Origin of the sequence: Actinoplanes awajinensis subsp. mycoplanecinus, assembly GCF_001509495.1 — a bacterium.
Classification (GTDB): domain Bacteria; phylum Actinomycetota; class Actinomycetes; order Mycobacteriales; family Micromonosporaceae; genus Actinoplanes; species Actinoplanes palleronii.
This window is the reverse complement of sequence record NZ_LLZH01000307.1, coordinates 46,373-66,090: the sequence shown is the minus strand read 5'-3', so window position 1 is coordinate 66,090 and position 19,718 is coordinate 46,373. Positions and strand designations below refer to the sequence as shown.

The window sequence follows — 19,718 nt, the reverse complement described above, 5'->3', positions numbered from 1 at the left end:
ACGGCCGCGGTCGACAGCGGGCGGGCTGAGGACGTCAGCCCAGCGCTGCGGCTTTGCGCAACAGGACCGAGCGTTCGCGGTGGTTGGAGCACAAGCGGGCGGCCAGCTCCAGCTCCGCGCGGGCCTCGGGGTGGCGGCCCAGGCGGGTCAGCAGCTCGCCGCGGACCGTGGGGAGCAGGTGGGAGCCCGGGAGCCGGTTCGCGGCGATCAGGTCGTCGACGATCGGCAGGGCGTGCTCCGGGCCGGCGGCCATCGCCACCGCGACCGCGCGGTTCAGCTCGACCACCGGGGACGGGGCGAGGCGGCCCAGGGCCTCGTAGAGCAGGACGATCCGGTCCCAGTCGGTGGCCTCGACCGACGGGGCCGCGGCGTGCACCGCGGCGATCGCGGCCTGCAGGCCGTACGGGCCGAGGCCGTGGGACGACGCCCTGGTCAGGGCGGTCAGGCCGCGGCGGATGGCGGCGTGGTCCCACAGCCGGCGGTCCTGGTCCTCGAGCAGGATCGGGGTGCCGTCCGGGGCGGTACGGGCCGGGAAGCGGGCGGCGGTGAGCTCGCAGAGCGCGAGCAGGCCGTGCACCTCCGGCTCGTCGGGCTGCAGGGCGGCCAGGGCGCGGGCCAGACGGATCGCCTCGTAGGCGACGTCGGTACGCAGCAGGTGATCGCCCGTTGTGGCGGTCGCGCCCTCGGTGAAGATCACGTAGAGGACGCTGAGGACGCCACCCAGGCGGTCGCGGCGTTCAGCGGCCGGGGGCAGCTCGAACGGCACCCCGGCCGCCGCGATCGTCTTCTTGCCCCGGGTGATGCGGGCCTGCACGGTCGGCACCGGCACCAGGAACGCGCGGGCGATCTCCTCGCTGGACAGGCCGGCGACCACGCGCAGGGTCAGCGCCACCCGGGCCTCGCGGGACAGCACCGGGTGACAGCTGATGAACATCAACGCCAGGATGTCGTCGTCGATCGCGTCGGGGTCGATGTCCTGGTCGGCCGGGGCGCAGGCCGGGGGATCCGCGGCCAGCAGCACGTACCGGTCGTGCAGGGCGACCCGGCGGCGGATCGCGTCGATCGCCCGGCGCCGCGCGGTGGCCATCAGCCAGCCGGCCGGGTTGGCCGGAGCGGCCCGAGGCCACGACACCAGGGCCTCGGCCACCGCTTCCTGGGTCGCGTCCTCGGCCAGCCCGGCATCGCCGGTGAACCGGGTCAGCGCGGCGACGATGCGGGCCGACTCGATCCGCCAGACGGCTTCGACATCGGCCGTACCCATCAGATGTTGTTGTCGGTCTCGACGCCCGGCGGCAGTTCGTCTTCGCCGGCCACCCGCCGGACCTCGATCTTGGCGCCGCGGACCGCCGGGACCCGCTTGGCCCAGCCGATCGCGTCCTGCTTCGTGGCGACATCGATCAGGAAGTAGCCGCCGAACAGCTCCTTGGTCTCGCCGTAGGGACCGTCGGTGACCACCGGCGCCTCGCCGCTGAAGTCGACGACGGCGCCCTGCGCGGGGTCGTCGAGACCCTCGGCCGCGATCAGGACGTCGGCCTTCATCATGTCCTCGATGAACTGGTGGGTCGCGGCCATCAGCGCGGTGATGTCGGCCATCATGGCCGCGTTCGACTCGTCGGTGCCCCGCATGATCAGTGCGTATTTCGCCATCGTGTGCTCCTCGTCCGGCGGGGCCGCGGCTCGGCCCTCGCACTCACCCGTCGAACGAGCGATCCGCCGATCGACACGGCCCCGGAGAAACTTTTCCGCGGCTCTCCCGATCCTGTCAGACCGGCCCCGGGGCGAAGGCCGACACGGAGTCCCGGTCGATGATGACGCTGATCAACCGGGTGGCGCTGTTGACCAGGATGCCCTCGCACGAGTTCTGGAACATCGCGACGAATGCCGCGTAGGTCTCCGCGGTGTCGGCTTGCACGTGCGCGTCCATGAGGTTGGACAGGGGGGTGTCAGTCACGGGTGGGACGGTAACGGCCCCGCTGCGGCGGTATCGTGGCGGGACGCATTGACCGGCGTCGGTTCGAGGAGGAGATGACGGTGCACCCGATCTAGCGACGGCCCCAGGACGGGGCTGCGCGGAGCCGGAAGGTGCCCGTTGATGAGCAGAACCGACAAGACCCGGCCCTGGTGGGTGCAGCTGGTCGATGCGCCCGGAACGACCTGCGCGCCCGTGCACGATCACCGCTGGGGGCCGTGCACGCTGCCGCGCGAGATCGAAGCGGTCCGCGCCGTGCCCGGCAACCGCCGCGCCGGTTGCCATTGGTCCGGCACCCCGGCCTACTGGGTGCGGCGGTGCGAGAGCCAGGGCTACCGGGAGTGGAGCGTCCTGCGCCGCGAGGAGCGCCGGCGCAGCCGGCATGACGCCCGTCGTGACCTGCGCGCCGGGAACGACATCGACTGAGCCGGACAGGACGACGCGCTAAGGCATCACACCCGGGTGCCGATACGGACATGGTGAGCGGCGACGTGGCCCGGACCCCCGCGCGCACCGCCGGGTGGGCCGCCGCGTCCTGGATCGTGCTGGGCGCCGGTCTGCTCACCGCCGTGGCCGTCGGCGTCGCGGCGCCGGCCACCGCCACCCGGGTGTACCTGCTCGGCGTGCTGGTCTGCTGCGTCGCGGCGGCCGTCGGCCTGCGGCACAACGTCGCCGCCGGGCATCGCCGCCCGTGGCTGCTGCTGCTGTCCGCGCAGTGCCTCTCGCTCACCGGTGAGAGCGTGCGGCTGCTGGTCACCAGCGTCGACGCGCTGGCGCACACCGCGCTCACGATGATCCCGAACCTGGTGCTGCTGCCCAACTACCTGCTGCTGACCGCCGGTGTCCTTGACCTGCTGCGGCGCAGCCGGGCCGCCGCCGACGACCCGGCCCGGGTGGACACCCTGCTGGTCGGGGTCGGCGCGGCCCTGGTGGTCTGGTCGCTGTGGGTGGAGCCGTGGTTCGCCGCCGACGACCGCCGGTGGCAGAACCTGGTCGCGGCGCTGCTGCCGCTGGCCGCCGCGCTGCTGCTGGTGATCGCGATGCCGGTGCTGCTGCTGACCCGGGTCCGCACCCCGGCGCTGGCGCTGTTCGTGGCCAGCGGGGTGGCGCTGCTGGCCGCCGACATGGTGCTGGCCGTCCGCGGCTGGTTCGTCTCCGGGCCGGGCGCCATCCCGATGCACGTGATGGGCGCGCTGGTCTTCGTCGCCGACACCACGAACGCGGCCTGCATGCTGCATCCCAGCGTGCGGGTGCTGACCGAGCAGGTGCAGGGCCGGTCGCGGTTCCTGACCAAGGGCCGGACCGCGGCGATCACCGCGGCGCTGTGCGTCCCGACCGTGCTGTGGGTCGCGGCGCCGCCGGCCAACAACACCTTCGCTCTGGTACGGGCGGGCCTGTCCCTGGCCCTGATCGGCGTGGTCGTCGCCCGGGTGGTCCGGGCCAACAACTCCCGGGCGCGCGCCGAGCAGGAAACGCGCTGGCAGGCCGAGCACGACGCGCTGACCGGCCTGCCGAACCGGGACACGGTGGCCGCCACCATCGACCGCTGGGTCGCCCGGGGCGACGCGCCGTCCCGGGTCAGTGTGCTGCTGCTCGACCTGGACCGGTTCAAACTGATCAACGACCACTGGGGTCACGAGGTCGGCGACGAATTGCTCCGGGCGGTGGCCGGCCGGATCGCCGCCGCGGTGCGGGCCGAGGACCTGGTCGCCCGGGTCGGCGGGGACGAGTTCATCGTCGCGCTGACCGGACCGGCCGGCGAGCCGGTAGCCGAGCAGCTGGCCACGCGCCTGCTCACCGCGCTGGCCGCGCCGCTGCCCCTGTCGGTCGGCGCGGTCGACGTGACCGCCTCGATCGGGGTCGCCCACGCGGCCCCGCAGCCGCACGCCGCGGCCCCGGGAAACCACGCTTCGACCCCGGGAAGCCACCCCGAGCCCCCGGAGGACCACGCCGCGGGCCGGGAGAGCGCGCTCGACCTGTTCCGGGACGCGGACACCGCGATGTACCGCGCCAAGGACTCCGGCCGCAACCGCTACGCCGTCTTCGACCCGCGCCTGCGCCAGGGCATCCAGCGCCGTGTCGAGCTCGAAGGCGCGCTGCGCGGTGCCCTCGCCAACGGCCAGCTCGCCGTGCACTACCAGCCGCTCGTGCACCTGGTGACCGGCCGGGTCGACGGGTTCGAGGCGCTGATGCGCTGGACCCATCCGGAACTCGGCCCGGTGTCGCCGGTGGAGTTCATCCCGGTCGCCGAGGACACCGGCCTGATCGTCGCATCCGGCGCCTGGCTCCTCGAGGAGGCGGCCGCGCAGACCCAGGCGTGGCGGGCCGGCAGCCCGGTGCACGTCTCGGTCAACCTCGCCGTGCGGCAGCTGCGCGAGCCGGGCCTGGCCGACCAGGTGCGCGAGATCCTGGCCCGCACCGGCCTGCCGGCCGAGGGGCTCTGGCTGGAGATCACCGAGTCCGGGTTCATGGAGGACCCGGACACCTGCCTGCGGACCCTGCACGAGCTGGCGGCGCTCGGCATCACCCTGTGCATCGACGACTTCGGGACCGGCTACTCCTCGCTGAGCTACCTGCAACGACTCCCGGTGGCCATCGTCAAGATCGACCGGGCGTTCGTGACCGGGGTCGGTGACGGCGGCCCGGACGAGCCGATCGTGCGCGCGGTGCTGGCCATGTCGCACGCGCTGGGCCACCGGGTGGTGGCCGAGGGTGTCGAGACCACGGTCCAGCGGGACTGGCTGCGCGCCAACGGCTGCGACTTCGGCCAGGGGTGGTTGTACGGCAAGCCACTGCCGGCCGCGGACCAGACCGCGGCGCTGCGGGAACCCGTCAGCCGGCCATGACGACTTCGGTGCCGGCCCGGCGGATCGCCTCGACACCGGCCGGGTCGGCGCTCGGGTCGGTGACCAGCATCGCCACGTCGGTGATCGGGCAGATCCCGGCCAGGCACACCTTGCCGACCTTGGAACCGTCGGCCACCACGATCACCCGGTCGGCGCGCCGGACCATGGTGGCGTTCGTGTTCGCCTCGATCTCGTCGTGCGTGGTCAACCCGCCGCGCACGCTGATCCCGTCCACGCCGACCACCGCCACCGCCATGTTCAGGCCGCGCAGTGCCTGGTCCGCGATCGGACCCACCAATTCGTACGACTGGGTCCGCGACACCCCGCCCGTCATGATCAGTTTCAGTCGCGGGCGCAGGGACAGCTCGGCGGCGATGTTCAGCGCGTTGGTGACCACGGTCAGGTCGACCCGCTCGGCGAGCAGCCGGGCCAGCAGGTGGGTGGTGGTGCCGCCGGTCAGACCGAGGCTCAGCGGGCCCTTCGGGAGCAGCCCGGCGACCGTCTTGGCGATCAGCGCCTTCTCCTCGCGGTGCTGCCCGGCCCGGAAGCGGACCGGCAGCTCGTACGCCACGTCGACGGCGACCGCGCCGCCGTGGGTACGCGACAGCAGCCGCTGGTCCTCGAGGATCTGCAGGTCCCGGCGGATGGTCGCGGGGGAGACCTGGAACTCGTCGGCGAGCTGACCGGCGTCGACCGAGCCGGTGCCGGTGACGCGTTCCAGGATGGCCGACACGCGGTCGGCGCGGCGCAAGGAGGACATGGCACCTTTCCGGCAGAGAGCACACGCGCGGCAGAAACCCGCAAACGTGCAAGTGGAACCGTTCGTTTGCCCGCGATCCTTGCACGTTCGGCCATCCGCGACCAACAATCCGCGCATGACGGTGATCGCTTTCCTGGGCGCGGGCAGTGTCGTGTTCACCCGCGAGCTGCTGGCCGACATCCTCTCCTTCGACGAACTGACCGGCGTCACCCTGGCCCTGCACGACATCGACGCGGAACGGCTGGAGACGGCCGAGCTGATCGCCCGTCGTACCGCGGAGCAGCTCGGCGCGAAGCCGGCGGTGACCGCCCACCTGGACCGGCGCCGGGCGCTGCAGGGCGCCGACTTCGTGATCAACGCGATCCAGGTCGGCGGCTACCCGGCGACCGTGCGCGACTTCGAGATCCCGGCCAGGTACGGCCTGCGCCAGACGATCGCGGACACCCTCGGCGTCGGCGGCATCTTCCGGGCGCTGCGCACCTTCCCGGTGCTCGACGGGATCGCCGCCGACATGCTGGAGCTCTGCCCGGACGCCTGGCTGCTCAACTACACCAACCCGATGGCGATGAACGTCGCCTACCTGGCCGCCACGGCGCCCCGGCTCAAGGTCGCCGGGCTGTGCCACTCGGTGTTCTGGACCGTGCACGACCTGGCCGCGCTGCTCGGCGTGCCGCTCGACGAGGTCGACTACACCGGTGCCGGGGTGAACCACCAGGCCTGGCTGCTGCGCTTCGAGCACCGCGGCGAGTCGCTCTACCCCCAGCTCGACGCGCTCCTGGACCGGGAGCCCGAGCTGCGACGGCGCGTCCGGATGGACATGTACCGGCGGCTCGGCTGGTTCCCGACCGAGACCAGCGAGCACTCCTCGGAGTACGTGCCCTGGTACCTGCACCACGACAGCGAGGTCGACCGGCTGCGCATCCCGGTCGGCGACTACCTGCAGATCAGCGCGGACAACGTCGCCGAGTACCACACCACCCGCCGCTCCCTGCTGGCCGGCGAGGCCCTGGACCTGACCCGCCCGGCCACCGAGTACGCCCCGCAGGTCATCCACAGCATGGTCACCGGCACCCCGCGCCGGATCCACGCCACCGTCGCCAACACCGGCCTGATCACCAACCTGCCCGACGGGTACGCGGTGGAGGTCCCGTGCGTGGTCGACCGGCAGGGCCTGCGTCCGGAACACGTCGGCGCCCTGCCCCCGCAGTGCGCCGCGCTGAACCGCTCGTTCGTCAGCGTCGGCGAGCTCACCGTCCGCGCGGCCGTCGACGGCGACCCGCGGATGGTCCGGCAGGCCGCGATGGTCGACCCGAACACGGCGGCCACGCTGACCGTGGACGCCATCTGGGCGCTGTGCGACGAGCTGACCGCCGCCCACGGCGACCTGCTGCCGTCGGCGCTCAGATCCTGAAACGCGCAGCCGCGGATGCTCGTTTGCTGCGCGCATCTTGTGAAGCGAGCACAAACGAGCATAATCCACGGACATGAATAACACGTCCGCGGAGATCGCCAGTCAGCCCGCGGTGTGGCGCCGGGCCGCCACGCTCAAGCCGGAGGCGGTCCGGGAGTTGGCCGCGCCGGGGGAGCGGATGCTCGTGCTCGGCTGCGGCACCTCCTGGTTCGTCGCACAGAGCATCGCCGAGCTGCGCGAAGACGCGGGGCTGGGCGAGACCGACGCGGTCTGCGCCTCCGAGTACGTGCCGCGCCGGCACTACGACCGGGTCGTCGCGATCACCCGCTCCGGCACCTCCACCGAGGTCCTGGAAGCGCTGCGCCAGGTTCCGGCCGGCACCCGCCGGATCGCGGTCACCGCGGTCCGCGGGGAGCCGGTCGACGACCTGACCGACGCGCGACTGCTGCTCGACTTCGCCGACGAGCGCAGTGTGGTGCAGACCAGGTTCCCGACCTCCGTGCTCGCTCTCGCGCGTACGGCGTACGGCGTACGGAAAAGATCTTGAATCGGTTGTCGCGGACGGTGACGCCGCGCTGACCGCGCCCCTGCCCGCGGACCCGGCGGACATCGACCACCTGGTGTTTCTCGGCACCGGGTGGACCATCGGCCTGGCACACGAGGCGGCGCTGAAGGTCCGCGAGGCGGCGCAGGCCTACTCGGAGTCCTACCCGGCGCGCGACTTCCGGCACGGACCGGTCGCGGTGGCCGGGCCGCGCAGCCTGATCTGGTCGTTCGGCGACGTGCCCGCCGAACTCGACGACGTGGCCCGGGAGGCCGGCGCCACCGCCTACCGGGACGACCGGGACCCGCTCGCTCAACTCGTCCTCGCCCAGCGTTTCGCCCTCGCCCTGGCCGCCCACCGCGGCCTCGACCCCGATCGCCCCCGCCTGCTCACTAGATCCGTGGTGCTCACCTGAGGAAGAGGTCCCCCGTGATGAGACCTGGCTCGCTCGCCGGCGGCGCGGCCGCCCTGTTGTTGCTGACCACCGCCTGCATGGGCGGCACCGCCGAACCCGGCAAGGACGCGGCCGCGGGTTACGACCCGAACGCGACCGTCGAGATCACCTGGTGGACCGGGCAGACCGAGGAGGCGGAGAAGGTCGCGGAACGTCTCGCGGCCGAATACCACACCGCCCACCCGAACGTCACGATCAAGACCTCGACCGGCGCGCCCACCACCGACGACCTGCTGACCAAGCTGTCCGCCGGTTTCACCGGCGGCACCTATCCGGATATTTCCTACGCTTACGGTAGTTGGGCCGGTGACCTGGGGGCCAGTGGCAAGACCCAGGACCTTTCGGAGTACGTGCAGCAGCCGTCGTTCGGGTGGACCGAGATCCCGGAGGCGGCCCGCCAGACGGCCACCTCGGGCGGCAAGGTGATCGGGGTGCCGGCCCTGGTCGACAACATCGCGCTGATCTACAACACGAAGCTGTTCGATCAGGCCGGGTTGACGTACCCGACCGACGAATGGTCCTGGGACGACTTCCGCAACGCCGCTCGTCGCCTTACTGACGCCAAGACCAACACGTACGGCACTGCCTATTCCGTTTCGGGCAGTGAGGACACCACCTGGCACCTGTGGCCGCTGCTCTGGCAGCACGGCGGGCAGATCCTGGACGGCACGAAACCGGCGTTCAACTCCGACGCCGGGGTGGCCGCGCTGGAGACGCTGCGGCAGATGGCCGTCGACGACAAGTCGATGTACCTGGACCAGACCGACGAACGCTACTGGCGGCTGTTCAACAGCGGCCGGATCGGGATGATGCTCTCCGGGCCGTGGTCGCTGATCGAGCTCAAGGAGGCGAAGCTGTCCTACGGGGTGGCCGACCTGCCCGGCTTCAACGGCGACCACCAGACCGTCTCCGGGCCGGACCTGTGGGTGCTCTTCGACCACGGCGACGCGAACCGGGCCGGCGCCACCCGGGCCTTCACCACGTGGCTGACCAGCGCGGAGACCGACGCGAAGTGGAACCTCGCGGTGGGCAACCTGCCGCTGCGCTCCACCGAGGCGTCGACGCCGGAGTTCGCCGCCTACGTCAAGGAGTACCCGGGCGGGCAGAAGTTCTTCGACAACCTGGCCAACGCCAAGCAGGCCCGGCCGACCGCACCCGGGTACGAGGAGCTGTCCCGCAACGTCGGTGACGCGATCGCCGAGGTGCTGCAAGGGAAGTCCACGCCGAAGCAGGCTCTCGACGCGGCCGCGAAGAAGTCCGCAGACGCGCTGGTGAACTGATGGCGGGTCTGACGTTCGCGCTGCCCCGTACGGTGCCTGCGGTGAAGGTCCGCCGGCGTTTTGATGTGACCGGCTGGGCGTTCGTGGGGCCGGCCACGCTGATCGTTGTCGGACTCTCGCTGTTCCCGGCCGTGTGGGCGTTCTTCATCTCCCGGGCCAAGTGGAACGGGATCTCACCCGGCGTGCCGGTCGGCTGGACCAACTACGCCCGGCTCGCCCAGGACCCGGACATGCTCGCCGCGGCCCGGCACACGCTGCTGCTGGCGGCGCTGTTCGTACCGGCCTCGATCGGGCTGGGCATGCTCGTCGCGGTGGCGCTCAACCAGCGGATCCGGCTGATCGGGTTCTATCGGACGTGCATCTTCGTGCCGTACGTCGCCTCGGCCGCCGCCACCGGCATCCTGGCCTCGTTCGTCTTCAACCCGCAGTTCGGCGCGGCCAATGAAATGCTGCGCACGCTCGGGCTGCCCACCCAGCAGTTCCTGGAGAGCCCGTCGCAGGCGCTCTACGTGATCTGCCTGATCGCGCTCTGGGGCGAGGTCGGCTTCACCACGGTGATCTACCTGGCCGCGCTGCAGGACATCCCGGCCGAGCTGGTCGAGGCGGCCAAGATGGACGGCGCGAGCCGCTGGCGGGTGTTCCGGCACATCACGTTGCCGGAGCTGCGCCCGGTCACGGTCTTCGCCGCGGTCTGGCAGACGATCACGGCGGTGCAGCTGTTCGACCTGATCTACACGACCACCCGCGGCGGGCCGTTGAACAGCACCCAGACCGTCGTCTACTACATCTACGAGCTGGCCTTTCAAACCCAACGCCTCGGGTACGGCGCGGCAGCCGCCTACCTGCTGTTCGCCGTGACGCTGCTGCTCACCCTCGGGATCATCTGGTACAGCCGTCGTCGCGGCTCGGAGGTGTTCTGATGCGTCGTCTTCCGTTCAGTCCCTGGCACCTCCTGCTCATGCCGCTGGCGCTGCTGTTCGTGCTCCCGCTCGTACAAATGGTGCTGACCTCCTTCATGAGCAACGCGGAGATCAACCAGTTCCCGCCGAAGCTCATCCCGAGCAGCCTGCACCTGTCCGGCTGGACCGCGTTGCTCACCGAGACGTCCGCGCTGCGCTGGCTCGGCAACTCGATCGTCGTGTCGGCCGTCTCGGTGGTCGCGCACCTGGCCCTCTGCTCCACCGCCGGGTACGGCTTCGCCCGCCTCAAGTTCGCCGGCCGGGGCGTGGCGTTCCTGGTCGTGGTCGCCACCGTGATGGTCCCGATCCAGCTGCTGATGATCCCGACCTACCTGATGTTCGCCCGGATCGGCATCGTCGACACCCTCGCCGCGGCGTTCGTACCGTGGCTGGCCTCGGCGTTCGGCATCTTCTTGATGCGCCAGTTCTTCCTGTCCCTGCCGGCCGAGCTGGAGGAGGCGGCGCTGATCGACGGATGCGGCCGGTGGCGCACGTTCCGCAGCATCGTGCTGCCACTGGCCCGCCCGGCGCTGGCCACTCTCGCGGTCTTCACCCTGCTGTCCAGCTGGAACGACCTGCTCTGGCCGCTGGTCGCGATCTCCGACGACAGCCGGTTCACCCTGCAGGTGGGCCTGGCGACGTTCCAGGGCACCCGGCACACCGAGTGGTCCCAGCTGATGGCCGGCAACGTGCTGGCCACGATGCCGCTGATCCTGGCATTCTTGGTGGCCCAGAAACGCTTCATCGCCACCATGACCTTCACCGGCCTGAGGGCTGACCGCTGTCAGTGGGCGACAAGGCGTTTCGACGTCTGGGCGTGCTCGCGGCGTCCGTCCTGGGCGGCGCTGATCCTGCCCCTTAGGCAAGTGTCTAGTGCGCTTTACTTGATCTGTCTAGTTGGCTAGGCTAGGCTGCCGTGAAGCGGATCGACCTCATCAAGAAGATCGGCGCGGCAGCGATTGTGGCGGGCAAGGACTTCTCCCTCCTTCGTGAGGGTGGGAGCCATTCCATTTTCCAGTGCGGTGATCTGACTGTTGTCATACCGCGCCACCGGGAGATCAACGAAATCACCGCACGTGGCATCATGCGAGACCTCGATGGGCAACTCGGGGAGGGCTGGTGGAAGTGAAGACCTACTCCGTGACGTGCCAGCGGGTCGGCAGCTGGTGGGCGATCAGCGTGCCGGAGCTCAAGGGTTTGCACACTCAGGCCCGGCGGCTCGACCAGGTTGCCGCGATGGCCCGGGAGGCGATCACGCTGCTGCTCGACGTCGACGCGGCAACGGTGACCGTCGAGGTGCATCCCGAGTTCCCGGACACGGTCACCGAGGCGCTGAGTGCCCGGCAGGCGGCCCGGGACGCCGATGAAAGAGCCGAGCGGGCGACCGAGTCGGCCGTGCGCACGTTGCTGCGCGACGGATACACGGTTCGCGATGCCGGCGCCCTGCTGGGATTGTCGCCCCAGCGCATCTCACAGATCTCCGCACGGCAGAAGGTGACCACCACGCCCACGGCGGCGTGAGAAGCCTGCGGCGACCTCGGCCCGCTGAGGACAATGGGGTGATGAGCTCGCGGGATGACGCCACGGTGACCGAGGACGGCCGGTATCTCGTGGTGGCCGGGCGGCGGTGGCGGGCCACCGATCCGGCTATTCCCGAGGCGCTGCGTCAGGAGTTGGTGAACGAGCTGATGGCGGCGCGCCGGCTCGTGCGCAGCGACCCGGAAGCGGCCCGCCCGCGGGTGCAGGACGCCAAGGTGGCGCTGGGGGAGCGCGGTGATCCCTGGTGGGAACCGACCCTCGCCGGCCGGCGGGTCAGGCTGGCCGCGACGATCCGGGCGCTGCTGCGGCACCGCGACCCCGGCGCCACCATCTGCCCGAGCGACGCGGCCCGGGTCGTCGGCGGCGCGTCGTGGCGGGAGCTGATGGACCCGGCGCGCGAGGTGGCCGCCGGCCTGGCGCGAGACGACGTCATCGTGGTCCGCCAGCACGGCGAGGACGTCGACGTCACCACCGCCACCGGGCCGATCCGCCTCGCCCGCGGCCCCGGCTGGTGAGCCGGGCTTACCGATCGGTTCCGGTCAGCAGGCCGGCCAGACCGTGGGGCGCGCCGGTACCGAAGATCAGGTCGATGGTGTCGCGCGCGGCAACGGCTTCGGCTTCGCCTCGCCGGAACATCACTTTTTCGTACGCGGTGAGAGCCGCCTCGGGGGCACCGGGGTGCGCGGCGAGCGCCTGACCGAGTTCGGCGCCGTCGAGCATCGCGATGTTCGCGCCCTCGCCGCCGGGGACGGTCACGTGCGCGGCGTCGCCGAGCAGTGTCACGCCGGGGGTCCGGGGCCAGCGGTGCCGGTCGGGGAGCTGGTGGATGCTGCGCACGACCGGCGGGGTGTCGCTGTCGGCGATCAAGGAGACGAGTTCGGGTGCCCAGCCCTCGAACTCGGCGGCGATCCGTTCCTTCGTGGTGGGTGCCTCGAACCACGCGAGGGGGTGGTCGAGGATGACGTAGGTGTGGATGGTGGCGCCCGCTTCGCGGTGGGCCAGGAAACCCTTGCCGGGGATGAGGGCGTACATGGCGCCGTCGCCGACGACCTTCGCCGCCGCGGGGTGGCGCTCGTCGACGTCGTGCAGGTAGGTGTCGATGTAGGTCATCCCTGCGTACACCGGAATGTTTTGTGAAAGCAGTGGGCGGACCTTGGACCAAGCGCCGTCCGCGCCCACCAGGATTTCGGTGCCGACGGTCGAGCCGTCGGCGAAGGTCAACTCGTGCCGGCCCTGGTCCAGTGGACGCGCTGCGGTGAGCTTCTTGCCCCATCGCACGGTGCCGGGCGGCAGTGACTCGAGGAGGATGCGGCGGACGTCGCCGCGCAGGGCCTCGGGACGGGTCATGGTGCCGTCGTCGGGGAGTTCGGCGAGCACGGCGCCGTGCCGGTCGAGGACGCGTTGCGCGCCGCCGCCGTGGTGGATGATGCCGCGGTACTCCTCGGTGAGCCCGGCGAGGGCGAGGGCGAACTGGCCGTTGTGCTCGTGCAGGTCGAGCTGGCCGCCCTGGGTGCGGGCGCCCGCCGAGGTCTCCGCGTCGTAGACGGTGACCGTGATGCCGTTGAGGTGCAGGACCCGGGCCAGGGTGAGGCCGCCGAGGGCCGGCGCCGACGATCGTGACGTGCATGGGGCTCTCTTCCGTCGGTTGGACCGGCGGTCCAATGAACCCACTATTGGACCAGTGGTCCAACTCTGTCAAGATGACGTTCATGACCTCCCGACGCACCGACGCGCTCTCCCGGGAGCGGATCGTCGAGGCGACCATTCAGATCCTGGACACCGCGGGCGAGAGCGGCCTGACACTGCGCGCGGTCACCGCCCACCTCGCCACCGGGCGGGGCGCGATCTATCACCACGTCACGAACAAGGACGAGCTCCTGGCCGCGGCGGCGGACGGGGTGATCGGCCAGGTGGTCGCGGCGGCGGCCGGCGGTGATGACCCTCGGGGGTCGATCCGGGCGCTGGCGCTGGGCATCTTCGAGGCGATCGATGCGCGTCCGTGGGTGGGGGTGCAGCTCTCGCGGGAGCCGTTCCAACCCGCGGTCCTGCAGATCTGGAAGGCGGTGGGTGTGTCGCTGAGCGCTCTCGGGGTTGGCGGGACGGCGCTGGCTGACGCGGGTTCGGCGCTGGTGAACTACGTGCTGGGAGCGGCCGGGCAGCATGCCGCGGGGGCTCGGCGGGCGCCGGACGGGGCGGCGCGCAAGGAGTTCCTGGACGGTGTGGCTGCGGAGTGGGCCAGACAGGACTCCGACCCGCTTGTCCAGGAGTCGGCGGCGTTGCTCCGGGAGCACGACGACCGCGCGCAGTTCCTCGCCGGGGTGGATATCTTCCTCGCCGGCATCTTTTCTTCGGAGGCTATTGCTGCTGTTCGGCGAGACGCTTCAGATTGAGCAGCTGCCGCCGGGCCATGACCAGATCGCCGACCGACGCGGCCGGGGCGGCCCAGCGATGGTTCTGCATGACCACCTTGAGCAGCAGGCGCGTCGTGCCGTCCGGTTGCGGATCCAGGACGTAGGACATGAAGGCGCCCATGATGGTCGCGGTGAGGTGACTCCCGGCGTCGACCGCGACGATCCGGCCGGTCTGCCGCCCGCCGGCCGTGGTGAACGGATCCCCGGCACGCGGTTCGGGAAGACTCACGAGCTGCTGAGGCGACCGCCGCCCGAGGTTGTCGATCCAGTCATAGGAGTACGGCGCGAGTCTGATCTGAACGATCCAGGGCCAGACCGCGGTGGCGGGGGCATTCACCTGGACGCCTCGCCACGCTTGCAGCGCAGGCGAGACCACAAAGTCATCACACGGATAAGCCCGAGACACATCGCCGTCGCCCACACCCCACCGGTCCCCGATCATGCACCCATCGTCCCCCAGATCCAGCCGCGCACACATTCCGGAGGGGGCATCACCGGTTGCCGCGCGTCGACCAGGAGGAGCACAGCGTATTACCCTCGTAGTACGCTGGCGGGGTGCCATACGAATGGTCGTTGCGGTGTTCCACACCCGGGCTTCGCCTGGAAGTCATTGGTGCGCGCGACATGACGAATGAGGAGCTGATTGAGTTCAGCCGGTGGGAGGAGACGCTATGAGCCACGACAACGAGATCCCGCAGACAGCTGAACAGCTCGCCGCGTTCATGGGTGGCCTCTCCTTCGAATCCCCGGCCACCCCGCAGGATGAGCAGGCACTGTTGGACTCGCTTCCACCGGCCGGTTCGACCGTCATGGTCGTGCGATCACTTCGCCTGCCGATCGAGCTCGACGAAGCCGTTGCTGCAGCCGCCAGGGTGGCTGAGGTGCCCAAGACGACCTGGATCAGGCAGGCAATCGAGATGGCCTTGGCAGTTCAGGCCGAAGACGACCAGCCCATTTCCCGGGCCGAGGCACTACGCGCCCTGACCCTGCTGCGCCCAGCCCGCCACGTGGCCTGACCGAACAGCTCCCAAGGACAGGCTCAGCTGGTTTCGTCACGACCTCGCTGGAATACGGGCCCCTCGTGCAGCGCGTAGGCCAGGCGATTGAGGACTTCGGCCACGGTGAAGTCCCAGCCGACCAGGCGAGGGCCGGTTCAGTTGATTCCTACTCGGTAGCCCTCCTCGGCGAGGTCGGCGAGGTCCTTGCTCCGCCATTTCTCCAAGGAGACGGAGACGGGGCGCAGGCCGGCGCCCCAGATGTCGGCCGCCCGCTGGGCACGCGCCTGTGACGACCAATAGGGCATCGCCCGCGCGCCGCTGGAGGTCTCCGGTGCGGGGCTGCCTTGGTCGTCACGTACGTACCAAATGGTGTTTTTTTGGGAGATCTCCTGGAAGAATGCCGCGGCCTGGCTGCCACTCTGGCTCACCACCCGACGGTAGCAGCGTCTGATCAACGCCAGCGGTCGCATGCCACTCCGACGCTGTCGCGTTGCTGAGGGTCGCTCGACCTGTTAGACAGGGCCGGTGAGTCGCCGTCCATGCAGTGCATGACGACATCGGCGAGCAGGACAGCATGCGTTCGCTGGTGAACGGCACGGGCGTGGACAGTGAGAGTGGGTCATGGAGAGCAACAGTTCTGCCGCTGCCGTCGGCACCGCCGGCCGGATCCCGCGGACCTATCGAGCGGTCATGGCAGTGGCGGGCCCGATCGTCCGCTGGTGGGGCCGCCTCGAGGTGGAGGGCTTGGACACCCTTCCGATGCGCGGCGCGGTGATCCTCCCGGCCAACCACGACAGTGCGTGGGATCCCGTGGTCATCGCGTTCGCCGCTCGCCGGCGCCGGCAGATCCAGGCCCTCGCCAAAGCGTCGCTCTGGAAGAATCCGCTGCTCCGGCGGGTGCTCGACGGGATGGGGCAGATCCCCGTGCGGCGCGGCGAGGCCGACATGGACGCGCTGGATGCCGCGGTGCAGTGCCTCTCCGCGGGCGGCTGCCTCGGGATCTTCCCGGAGGGCAGTCGTTCACAGGGCCGGCAGTTGCGCGCCCGGAGCGGGGTCGGACGTCTTGCCCAGTCGGTGCCGGAGGCCCGCATCGTCTGCGCGGCGGTCTCCGGGACCGTCGACATCGCCCGGTTCCCTCGGCGCCCCCGGCTGAAGGTGACGTTCTTCGAGCCGACCCCGTCGTCGCCGTCGGAATCCGCGCTGAAGCTGGCCGTACGGCTGACCGCCGAGCTCCGGGCCGTCGCACCGGTCGCCGTGGCGGGACGACCCGAGTAGTCGACGAGCGCGGAACCGCGGTCCCGCGCTCGTACCGATGGGAGTGCCTGCGCGGCGGTGGGCCGGGTTTCTTGATCCGGTTGATCGGGGAGTGATGTTCGTTCAGCCCCGGTAGCTGACGCCGATCTCCAATTGGCCTGATCTGGGATGAGCCCACACGTAGACGAATCCCGGATCGAGGAGAGTGGGCCACTTGCGTTGCTCCGCGGCGAGACCCATTTCACGGGCCAGGTCCTCCGGCGACTGGCCCGCCGCCGGTGCGACGGTGATCTCCCACCAGCATCCACCGGAGGCACACTCTTTGCCCTGCTCGATGACGCTCGCTCCGGGCGGAATGTTCGGGATCCGCGACTTCGGCGGCACTTCGCCCTCACTGAACCAGCTCATCAGCAGCAAAAACCGCAGCACCCACAGGCACGCCAGCGCACCCAGCACGATGCCCACGATGACGAATGCGGTTCTGGCATTTTTCCTCGGCGTAGTGCGCGGCATCATCGCAGCAGCATAGCGATCTCGGTCCAGCGAAGTGCCCTCCATAATCGGAGATGCAATTTCTGTGGCCGATTTTATCGCTTTATCGTACGCAAGGCGGAGTGTGCTTCACCTGATATTCGGCTGTCGGTAGAATAAGCGGGGTGAAGACGTTCCTGATTCTTTTGCGCGGCATCAATGTCGGAGGCAAGAACAAGGTTCCGATGGCTGAACTGAGGAATTGCCTGGAGGGGCTGGGGTTCCTCGACGTCTCAACTTTCATCGCCAGTGGCAACGTGGTCCTGACGTCGGACCGGACAGCCGTCGAGGTGGCTGCTCAGATCGAAGCGGCCCTGCCTGAGGCTTTCAAGCTCGACAGCGAGCTCATCAAAGTCCTGGTCCTCACGCGTGATCAGCTCCAGAGCGTCGTGGACGACAGGCCGGAGGGCTTCGGCGACCAGCCGGACAAATACCACAGCGACGCGATCTTTCTGATGGGTGTCACGTCTGCCGAGGTGATGCCCATCTTCAATCCGCGCGAAGGCGTCGACCGGGTCTGGCCGGGCGATGGCGTCGTCTACGCGGAGCGTCTCAGCGCCCAGCGGACGAGGAGCCGGCTGAGCGCGATGATGGCGTCACCGCTTTACAAGTCGATGACTGTTCGCAGCTGGAAAACGACGGTCAAGTTGCTGGAAATTCTCCGTGCGAGAGGCACGTCGGGGGAGCGGTAGCGTCGCTCGCCACCCATCGCTCCCGCCCGCACCGGACCGGGCCGGGCAGTATCCGCTCCCCGGCGAGGTGATCGATTTCCGGTGAGCGCTGATCCCTGGAGCGAACCCGTCCGGTTTCGCCGCCGGTCAGAGGGGCCATGCGCGGGGCCACGGGGCTCAAGGGTTGCGCCCAGGCGCGATCATGGGCGGGTGCGGGGTGACGGCTTGACGACGCGGAAAGCGTTGCTGGTGTCGGCCGGCTTCTGGACGTTCGGTGTCCTCCTGCTGGTGGGGTCGCTGTACGGCTCGGTCGGCCTGGATCAGTTTCGGCATGCTCCCACCTGCTCGCCGGACCAGGTGTTCACCGCGACGGATTGTCGTGTCACGGTCGACGCGACGTTGACGGCGCTGACGCCCGACCAGGTCGGGATCGACGTCGGCGGCCGGCAGAGCTCGATCGAGGCGAATCTTCACGGGCCGTTACCGGATGACGCGGCCGGCCTTCCGGTGCGAGTGACGTTCTATCGGGGAACTGCCGTTCACATAAAAAGCGGCGACCTGAATTTCGACACGGAAGACGCACCCGTCGACAGGACCGATGAGTTGCGATTCGCCGGCTTGTTCATTCTGATCGGCGGTACCTTACTGGTCGGTATCCTCGCGCTACGCCGATCAGCCCGCCCCGCCGACTCCCCGTGACGCCCCGCCACCCGGCACCCCGGCAGGGTACTGCTGCTCGCACGTGCACAAGCTCTACCTGAGGCTCCTTCTTCGGCGCCTCAAAGGTCGCCGGCCGCTCAACGGCGCGCCGAGCCCCGCACTCGTCCCGGGCGTCCTCGTTTGCAGCCGTTCATCCCTCCCTGGCGCCTGCTCGAACGCTTAGTTACTGGCGAGGAATAAAGCATTCAGAGGGCACCCAGTCGGGCATGCTTAGATCGCTCATGGCCAACCCATCACCGCGCCGCACCAGTCACCCTGGGTCGCGCATCATGAGCGTCGCCTCCTACCGTCCGCGGACCGAGGTGGGCAACGAGACGGTCGCCGCCTTGATCGACTCGAGCGACGAGTGGATCCGCCGACGCTGCGGCATCGAGTCGCGCCGGCATGCCGCACCCGACGAGAGCCTGGTCATGATGGGCGCGGCGGCCGCCTCCAAGGCCCTTGCCAGCGCCGGCATCGACCCGCTCGACGTCTCGGCCGTCCTGGTGGCGACGATGTCCCACCGCGGTCGGGCGACCACCGTGGCACCCCTGGTGGCCGACGCGCTGGGCGCGACCGCAGCCGCCGCGATGGACCTGGGCGCGGCTTGCGCCGGTTTTCCGTACGCCCTGGCGACCGCCGACGCGCTCGTCCGCAGTGGCGCGGCCGGCTACGTGGTGGTGGTCGGCGCCGAGCGCATGACGGACATCATCGACGACCACGACCGCGGCACGGCGTTCCTCTTCGGTGACGGCGCGGGCGCTGTGGTTGTGGGTCCCGCGCAGACGTGCGAGATCGGCCCGGTGGTGTGGGGCGCCGACGGCTCCCACAGCGAGGTGCTGCGGTACGACGAGACGGGCATCCTGCGGATGGCGGGCCCGGAGGTCTTCCGCTGGGCGACCTCCGTCGTTCCCGACGTTGCCAAGCGCGCGCTGGACGCGGCGGGGATGTCCGCTTCCGACCTTGCGGCCTTCATCCCTCACCAGGCCAATCTGCGCATCACCTCGGTCGCGGCCAAGGCCCTGGAACTCGGCCCGCACGTCCAGGTGGCCACCGACATCGTCACCAATGGCAACACCGGCGCGGCCTCCATCCCCCAGGCCATGGCCGCCCTGCCCGACACTTCGGGCCCCGCGCTGCTCGTGGGCTTCGGCGCCGGCCTTTCGTACGCGGCTCAGGTCGTCACACTGCCCTGACCTCTCCCGCTGACGGCTTGGCCTGATGGTGCGCATCTGACCTGCATGAACGCTGGAACAAGAAGGTAGTCCGCTGAGTGCCGGTGCAACGGCTGGGCCAGTCCTCCTGGCCCAGCCGGACGAGGGCTGCAAACCGTTCAGGAGCTTTCTGGCATGTGGCAGCGGGAGCACGTGCGGGGCCTCGCCGAGGCAGGTG

At 70.1% G+C, this 19,718-nt stretch carries 23 protein-coding genes and 1 pseudogene; 16 read left to right on the top strand and 8 right to left on the bottom strand.

Annotated elements, in window-relative coordinates; translation table 11 throughout:
* Positions 1-34: 34 nt before the first annotated feature.
* From ADL15_RS38740 to ADL15_RS38730, 3 genes are all read right to left on the bottom strand, one after another.
* Positions 35-1,261, bottom strand: a complete 1,227-nt coding sequence (locus ADL15_RS38740) for an RNA polymerase sigma factor (protein WP_083972291.1) — start codon at positions 1,259-1,261, stop codon at positions 35-37.
* The gene (locus tag ADL15_RS38735) at positions 1,261-1,647 is read right to left on the bottom strand and encodes a YciI family protein (protein WP_067702361.1); all 387 of its coding nucleotides are present in this window, start codon (positions 1,645-1,647) and stop codon (positions 1,261-1,263) included. Before ADL15_RS38735 ends, ADL15_RS38740 begins: the two co-directional genes overlap by 1 nt.
* A 115-nt stretch (positions 1,648-1,762) precedes the next feature.
* Positions 1,763-1,951 carry a hypothetical protein gene (locus ADL15_RS38730; protein ID WP_067702358.1) on the bottom strand — a complete coding sequence of 63 codons (189 nt, stop codon included), beginning with the start codon at positions 1,949-1,951 and terminating at the stop codon, positions 1,763-1,765.
* 141 nt (positions 1,952-2,092) lie between these two features.
* On the opposite strand from ADL15_RS38730, the gene ADL15_RS38725 reads away from it, so the two are divergent.
* Together ADL15_RS38725 and ADL15_RS38720 are read left to right on the top strand one after the other, a co-directional pair.
* Entirely contained in the window at positions 2,093-2,395 is a 303-nt protein-coding gene (locus ADL15_RS38725; RefSeq protein WP_067702355.1) for a hypothetical protein, read from the top strand.
* A 65-nt stretch (positions 2,396-2,460) separates the two neighbouring features.
* Positions 2,461-4,815, top strand: a complete 2,355-nt coding sequence (locus tag ADL15_RS38720; protein WP_157441863.1) for a putative bifunctional diguanylate cyclase/phosphodiesterase — start codon at positions 2,461-2,463, stop codon at positions 4,813-4,815.
* On the opposite strand, the gene ADL15_RS38715 is transcribed toward ADL15_RS38720, so the two are convergent.
* A complete protein-coding gene (locus tag ADL15_RS38715; protein ID WP_067702350.1) occupies positions 4,802-5,575 on the bottom strand; it encodes a DeoR/GlpR family DNA-binding transcription regulator in 774 nt (257 codons plus the stop codon). The genes ADL15_RS38720 and ADL15_RS38715 overlap by 14 nt on opposite strands.
* A 115-nt stretch (positions 5,576-5,690) precedes the next feature.
* On the opposite strand from ADL15_RS38715, the gene melA reads away from it, so the two are divergent.
* The 8 genes and pseudogenes from melA (at position 5,691) to ADL15_RS38675 (ending at position 12,277) form a co-directional block, all read left to right on the top strand.
* Positions 5,691-6,986 (top strand): alpha-glucosidase/alpha-galactosidase, encoded by a 1,296-nt coding sequence (gene melA, locus ADL15_RS38710; protein ID WP_067702347.1) that lies wholly within the window; start codon positions 5,691-5,693, stop codon positions 6,984-6,986.
* Positions 6,987-7,059: 73 nt separating this feature from the next.
* A pseudogene (locus tag ADL15_RS38705) lies at positions 7,060-7,945 on the top strand (SIS domain-containing protein).
* A gap of 17 nt (positions 7,946-7,962) precedes the next feature.
* On the top strand, positions 7,963-9,264 hold the full coding sequence (locus ADL15_RS38700; protein WP_067702345.1) for an ABC transporter substrate-binding protein: 1,302 nt from the start codon (positions 7,963-7,965) through the stop codon (positions 9,262-9,264).
* Complete coding sequence (locus tag ADL15_RS38695; RefSeq protein WP_067702342.1) at positions 9,264-10,184, top strand: carbohydrate ABC transporter permease; 921 nt, start codon at positions 9,264-9,266, stop codon at positions 10,182-10,184. The genes ADL15_RS38700 and ADL15_RS38695 overlap by 1 nt, the downstream gene beginning before the upstream one ends.
* Positions 10,184-11,128: a carbohydrate ABC transporter permease gene (locus ADL15_RS38690; protein WP_083972290.1), complete on the top strand. Its 945-nt coding sequence runs from the start codon at positions 10,184-10,186 to the stop codon at positions 11,126-11,128. Before ADL15_RS38695 ends, ADL15_RS38690 begins: the two co-directional genes overlap by 1 nt.
* An 11-nt stretch (positions 11,129-11,139) precedes the next feature.
* Positions 11,140-11,352 (top strand): type II toxin-antitoxin system HicA family toxin, encoded by a 213-nt coding sequence (locus tag ADL15_RS38685; RefSeq protein WP_067702339.1) that lies wholly within the window; start codon positions 11,140-11,142, stop codon positions 11,350-11,352.
* A complete protein-coding gene (locus ADL15_RS38680) occupies positions 11,343-11,744 on the top strand; it encodes a type II toxin-antitoxin system HicB family antitoxin (RefSeq protein WP_157441862.1) in 402 nt (133 codons plus the stop codon). Before ADL15_RS38685 ends, ADL15_RS38680 begins: the two co-directional genes overlap by 10 nt.
* Before the next feature lie 41 nt (positions 11,745-11,785).
* Complete coding sequence (locus tag ADL15_RS38675) at positions 11,786-12,277, top strand: DUF3253 domain-containing protein (protein WP_067702336.1); 492 nt, start codon at positions 11,786-11,788, stop codon at positions 12,275-12,277.
* Positions 12,278-12,284: 7 nt separating this feature from the next.
* Here ADL15_RS38675 and ADL15_RS38670 read toward each other — a convergent pair whose 3' ends face one another.
* A complete protein-coding gene (locus tag ADL15_RS38670) occupies positions 12,285-13,424 on the bottom strand; it encodes an FAD-dependent oxidoreductase (RefSeq protein WP_232344815.1) in 1,140 nt (379 codons plus the stop codon).
* 47 nt (positions 13,425-13,471) lie between these two features.
* Between ADL15_RS38670 and ADL15_RS38665 the strand changes: the two genes are divergently transcribed.
* Positions 13,472-14,152 (top strand): TetR/AcrR family transcriptional regulator, encoded by a 681-nt coding sequence (locus ADL15_RS38665; protein WP_198171199.1) that lies wholly within the window; start codon positions 13,472-13,474, stop codon positions 14,150-14,152.
* Here ADL15_RS38665 and ADL15_RS38660 read toward each other — a convergent pair.
* Positions 14,118-14,615: a polyketide cyclase gene (locus tag ADL15_RS38660; protein ID WP_067702333.1), complete on the bottom strand. Its 498-nt coding sequence runs from the start codon at positions 14,613-14,615 to the stop codon at positions 14,118-14,120. The genes ADL15_RS38665 and ADL15_RS38660 overlap by 35 nt on opposite strands.
* A 229-nt stretch (positions 14,616-14,844) precedes the next feature.
* Between ADL15_RS38660 and ADL15_RS38655 the strand changes: the two genes are divergently transcribed.
* The gene (locus tag ADL15_RS38655) at positions 14,845-15,189 is read left to right on the top strand and encodes a hypothetical protein (RefSeq protein WP_067702330.1); all 345 of its coding nucleotides are present in this window, start codon (positions 14,845-14,847) and stop codon (positions 15,187-15,189) included.
* 137 nt (positions 15,190-15,326) lie between these two features.
* On the opposite strand, the gene ADL15_RS38650 is transcribed toward ADL15_RS38655, so the two are convergent.
* Positions 15,327-15,599, bottom strand: a complete 273-nt coding sequence (locus ADL15_RS38650; RefSeq protein WP_198171198.1) for a DUF2750 domain-containing protein — start codon at positions 15,597-15,599, stop codon at positions 15,327-15,329.
* 262 nt (positions 15,600-15,861) lie between these two features.
* On the opposite strand from ADL15_RS38650, the gene ADL15_RS38645 reads away from it, so the two are divergent.
* A complete protein-coding gene (locus ADL15_RS38645; protein WP_232344814.1) occupies positions 15,862-16,446 on the top strand; it encodes a lysophospholipid acyltransferase family protein in 585 nt (194 codons plus the stop codon).
* Positions 16,447-16,548: 102 nt separating this feature from the next.
* On the opposite strand, the gene ADL15_RS38640 is transcribed toward ADL15_RS38645, so the two are convergent.
* Positions 16,549-16,941 carry a hypothetical protein gene (locus ADL15_RS38640; RefSeq protein WP_157441861.1) on the bottom strand — a complete coding sequence of 131 codons (393 nt, stop codon included), beginning with the start codon at positions 16,939-16,941 and terminating at the stop codon, positions 16,549-16,551.
* 140 nt (positions 16,942-17,081) lie between these two features.
* Here ADL15_RS38640 and ADL15_RS38635 point away from each other — a divergent pair, with 140 nt between their 5' ends.
* The 3 genes from ADL15_RS38635 to ADL15_RS38625 all read left to right on the top strand — a co-directional run bounded on the left by ADL15_RS38635 (position 17,082) and on the right by ADL15_RS38625 (position 19,522).
* Entirely contained in the window at positions 17,082-17,648 is a 567-nt protein-coding gene (locus tag ADL15_RS38635) for a DUF1697 domain-containing protein (protein WP_067702321.1), read from the top strand.
* Positions 17,649-17,852: 204 nt separating this feature from the next.
* Positions 17,853-18,326, top strand: a complete 474-nt coding sequence (locus ADL15_RS38630) for a hypothetical protein (RefSeq protein WP_157441860.1) — start codon at positions 17,853-17,855, stop codon at positions 18,324-18,326.
* A 290-nt stretch (positions 18,327-18,616) separates the two neighbouring features.
* Entirely contained in the window at positions 18,617-19,522 is a 906-nt protein-coding gene (locus ADL15_RS38625; protein WP_232344813.1) for a beta-ketoacyl-ACP synthase 3, read from the top strand.
* Positions 19,523-19,718: the final 196 nt, after the last annotated feature.

What these genes read in the sequence shown, in the direction of transcription:
- ADL15_RS38700 (WP_067702345.1), top strand. Translation starts at nt 7,963, where the DNA reads ATGAGACCTGGCTCGCTCGCCGGCGGCGCGGCCGCCCTGTTGTTGCTG.
- ADL15_RS38655 (WP_067702330.1), top strand. Translation starts at nt 14,845, where the DNA reads ATGAGCCACGACAACGAGATCCCGCAGACAGCTGAACAGCTCGCCGCG.
- ADL15_RS38740 (WP_083972291.1), bottom strand. Translation starts at nt 1,261, where the DNA reads ATGGGTACGGCCGATGTCGAAGCCGTCTGGCGGATCGAGTCGGCCCGC.
- ADL15_RS38645 (WP_232344814.1), top strand. Translation starts at nt 15,862, where the DNA reads ATGGCAGTGGCGGGCCCGATCGTCCGCTGGTGGGGCCGCCTCGAGGTG.
- ADL15_RS38725 (WP_067702355.1), top strand. Translation starts at nt 2,093, where the DNA reads ATGAGCAGAACCGACAAGACCCGGCCCTGGTGGGTGCAGCTGGTCGAT.
- ADL15_RS38735 (WP_067702361.1), bottom strand. Translation starts at nt 1,647, where the DNA reads ATGGCGAAATACGCACTGATCATGCGGGGCACCGACGAGTCGAACGCG.
- ADL15_RS38640 (WP_157441861.1), bottom strand. Translation starts at nt 16,941, where the DNA reads ATGATGCCGCGCACTACGCCGAGGAAAAATGCCAGAACCGCATTCGTC.
- ADL15_RS38625 (WP_232344813.1), top strand. Translation starts at nt 18,617, where the DNA reads ATGAGCGTCGCCTCCTACCGTCCGCGGACCGAGGTGGGCAACGAGACG.
- melA (WP_067702347.1), top strand. Translation starts at nt 5,691, where the DNA reads ATGACGGTGATCGCTTTCCTGGGCGCGGGCAGTGTCGTGTTCACCCGC.
- ADL15_RS38690 (WP_083972290.1), top strand. Translation starts at nt 10,184, where the DNA reads ATGCGTCGTCTTCCGTTCAGTCCCTGGCACCTCCTGCTCATGCCGCTG.
- ADL15_RS38665 (WP_198171199.1), top strand. Translation starts at nt 13,472, where the DNA reads ATGACCTCCCGACGCACCGACGCGCTCTCCCGGGAGCGGATCGTCGAG.
- ADL15_RS38660 (WP_067702333.1), bottom strand. Translation starts at nt 14,615, where the DNA reads ATGATCGGGGACCGGTGGGGTGTGGGCGACGGCGATGTGTCTCGGGCT.
- ADL15_RS38695 (WP_067702342.1), top strand. Translation starts at nt 9,264, where the DNA reads ATGGCGGGTCTGACGTTCGCGCTGCCCCGTACGGTGCCTGCGGTGAAG.
- ADL15_RS38715 (WP_067702350.1), bottom strand. Translation starts at nt 5,575, where the DNA reads ATGTCCTCCTTGCGCCGCGCCGACCGCGTGTCGGCCATCCTGGAACGC.
- ADL15_RS38675 (WP_067702336.1), top strand. Translation starts at nt 11,786, where the DNA reads ATGAGCTCGCGGGATGACGCCACGGTGACCGAGGACGGCCGGTATCTC.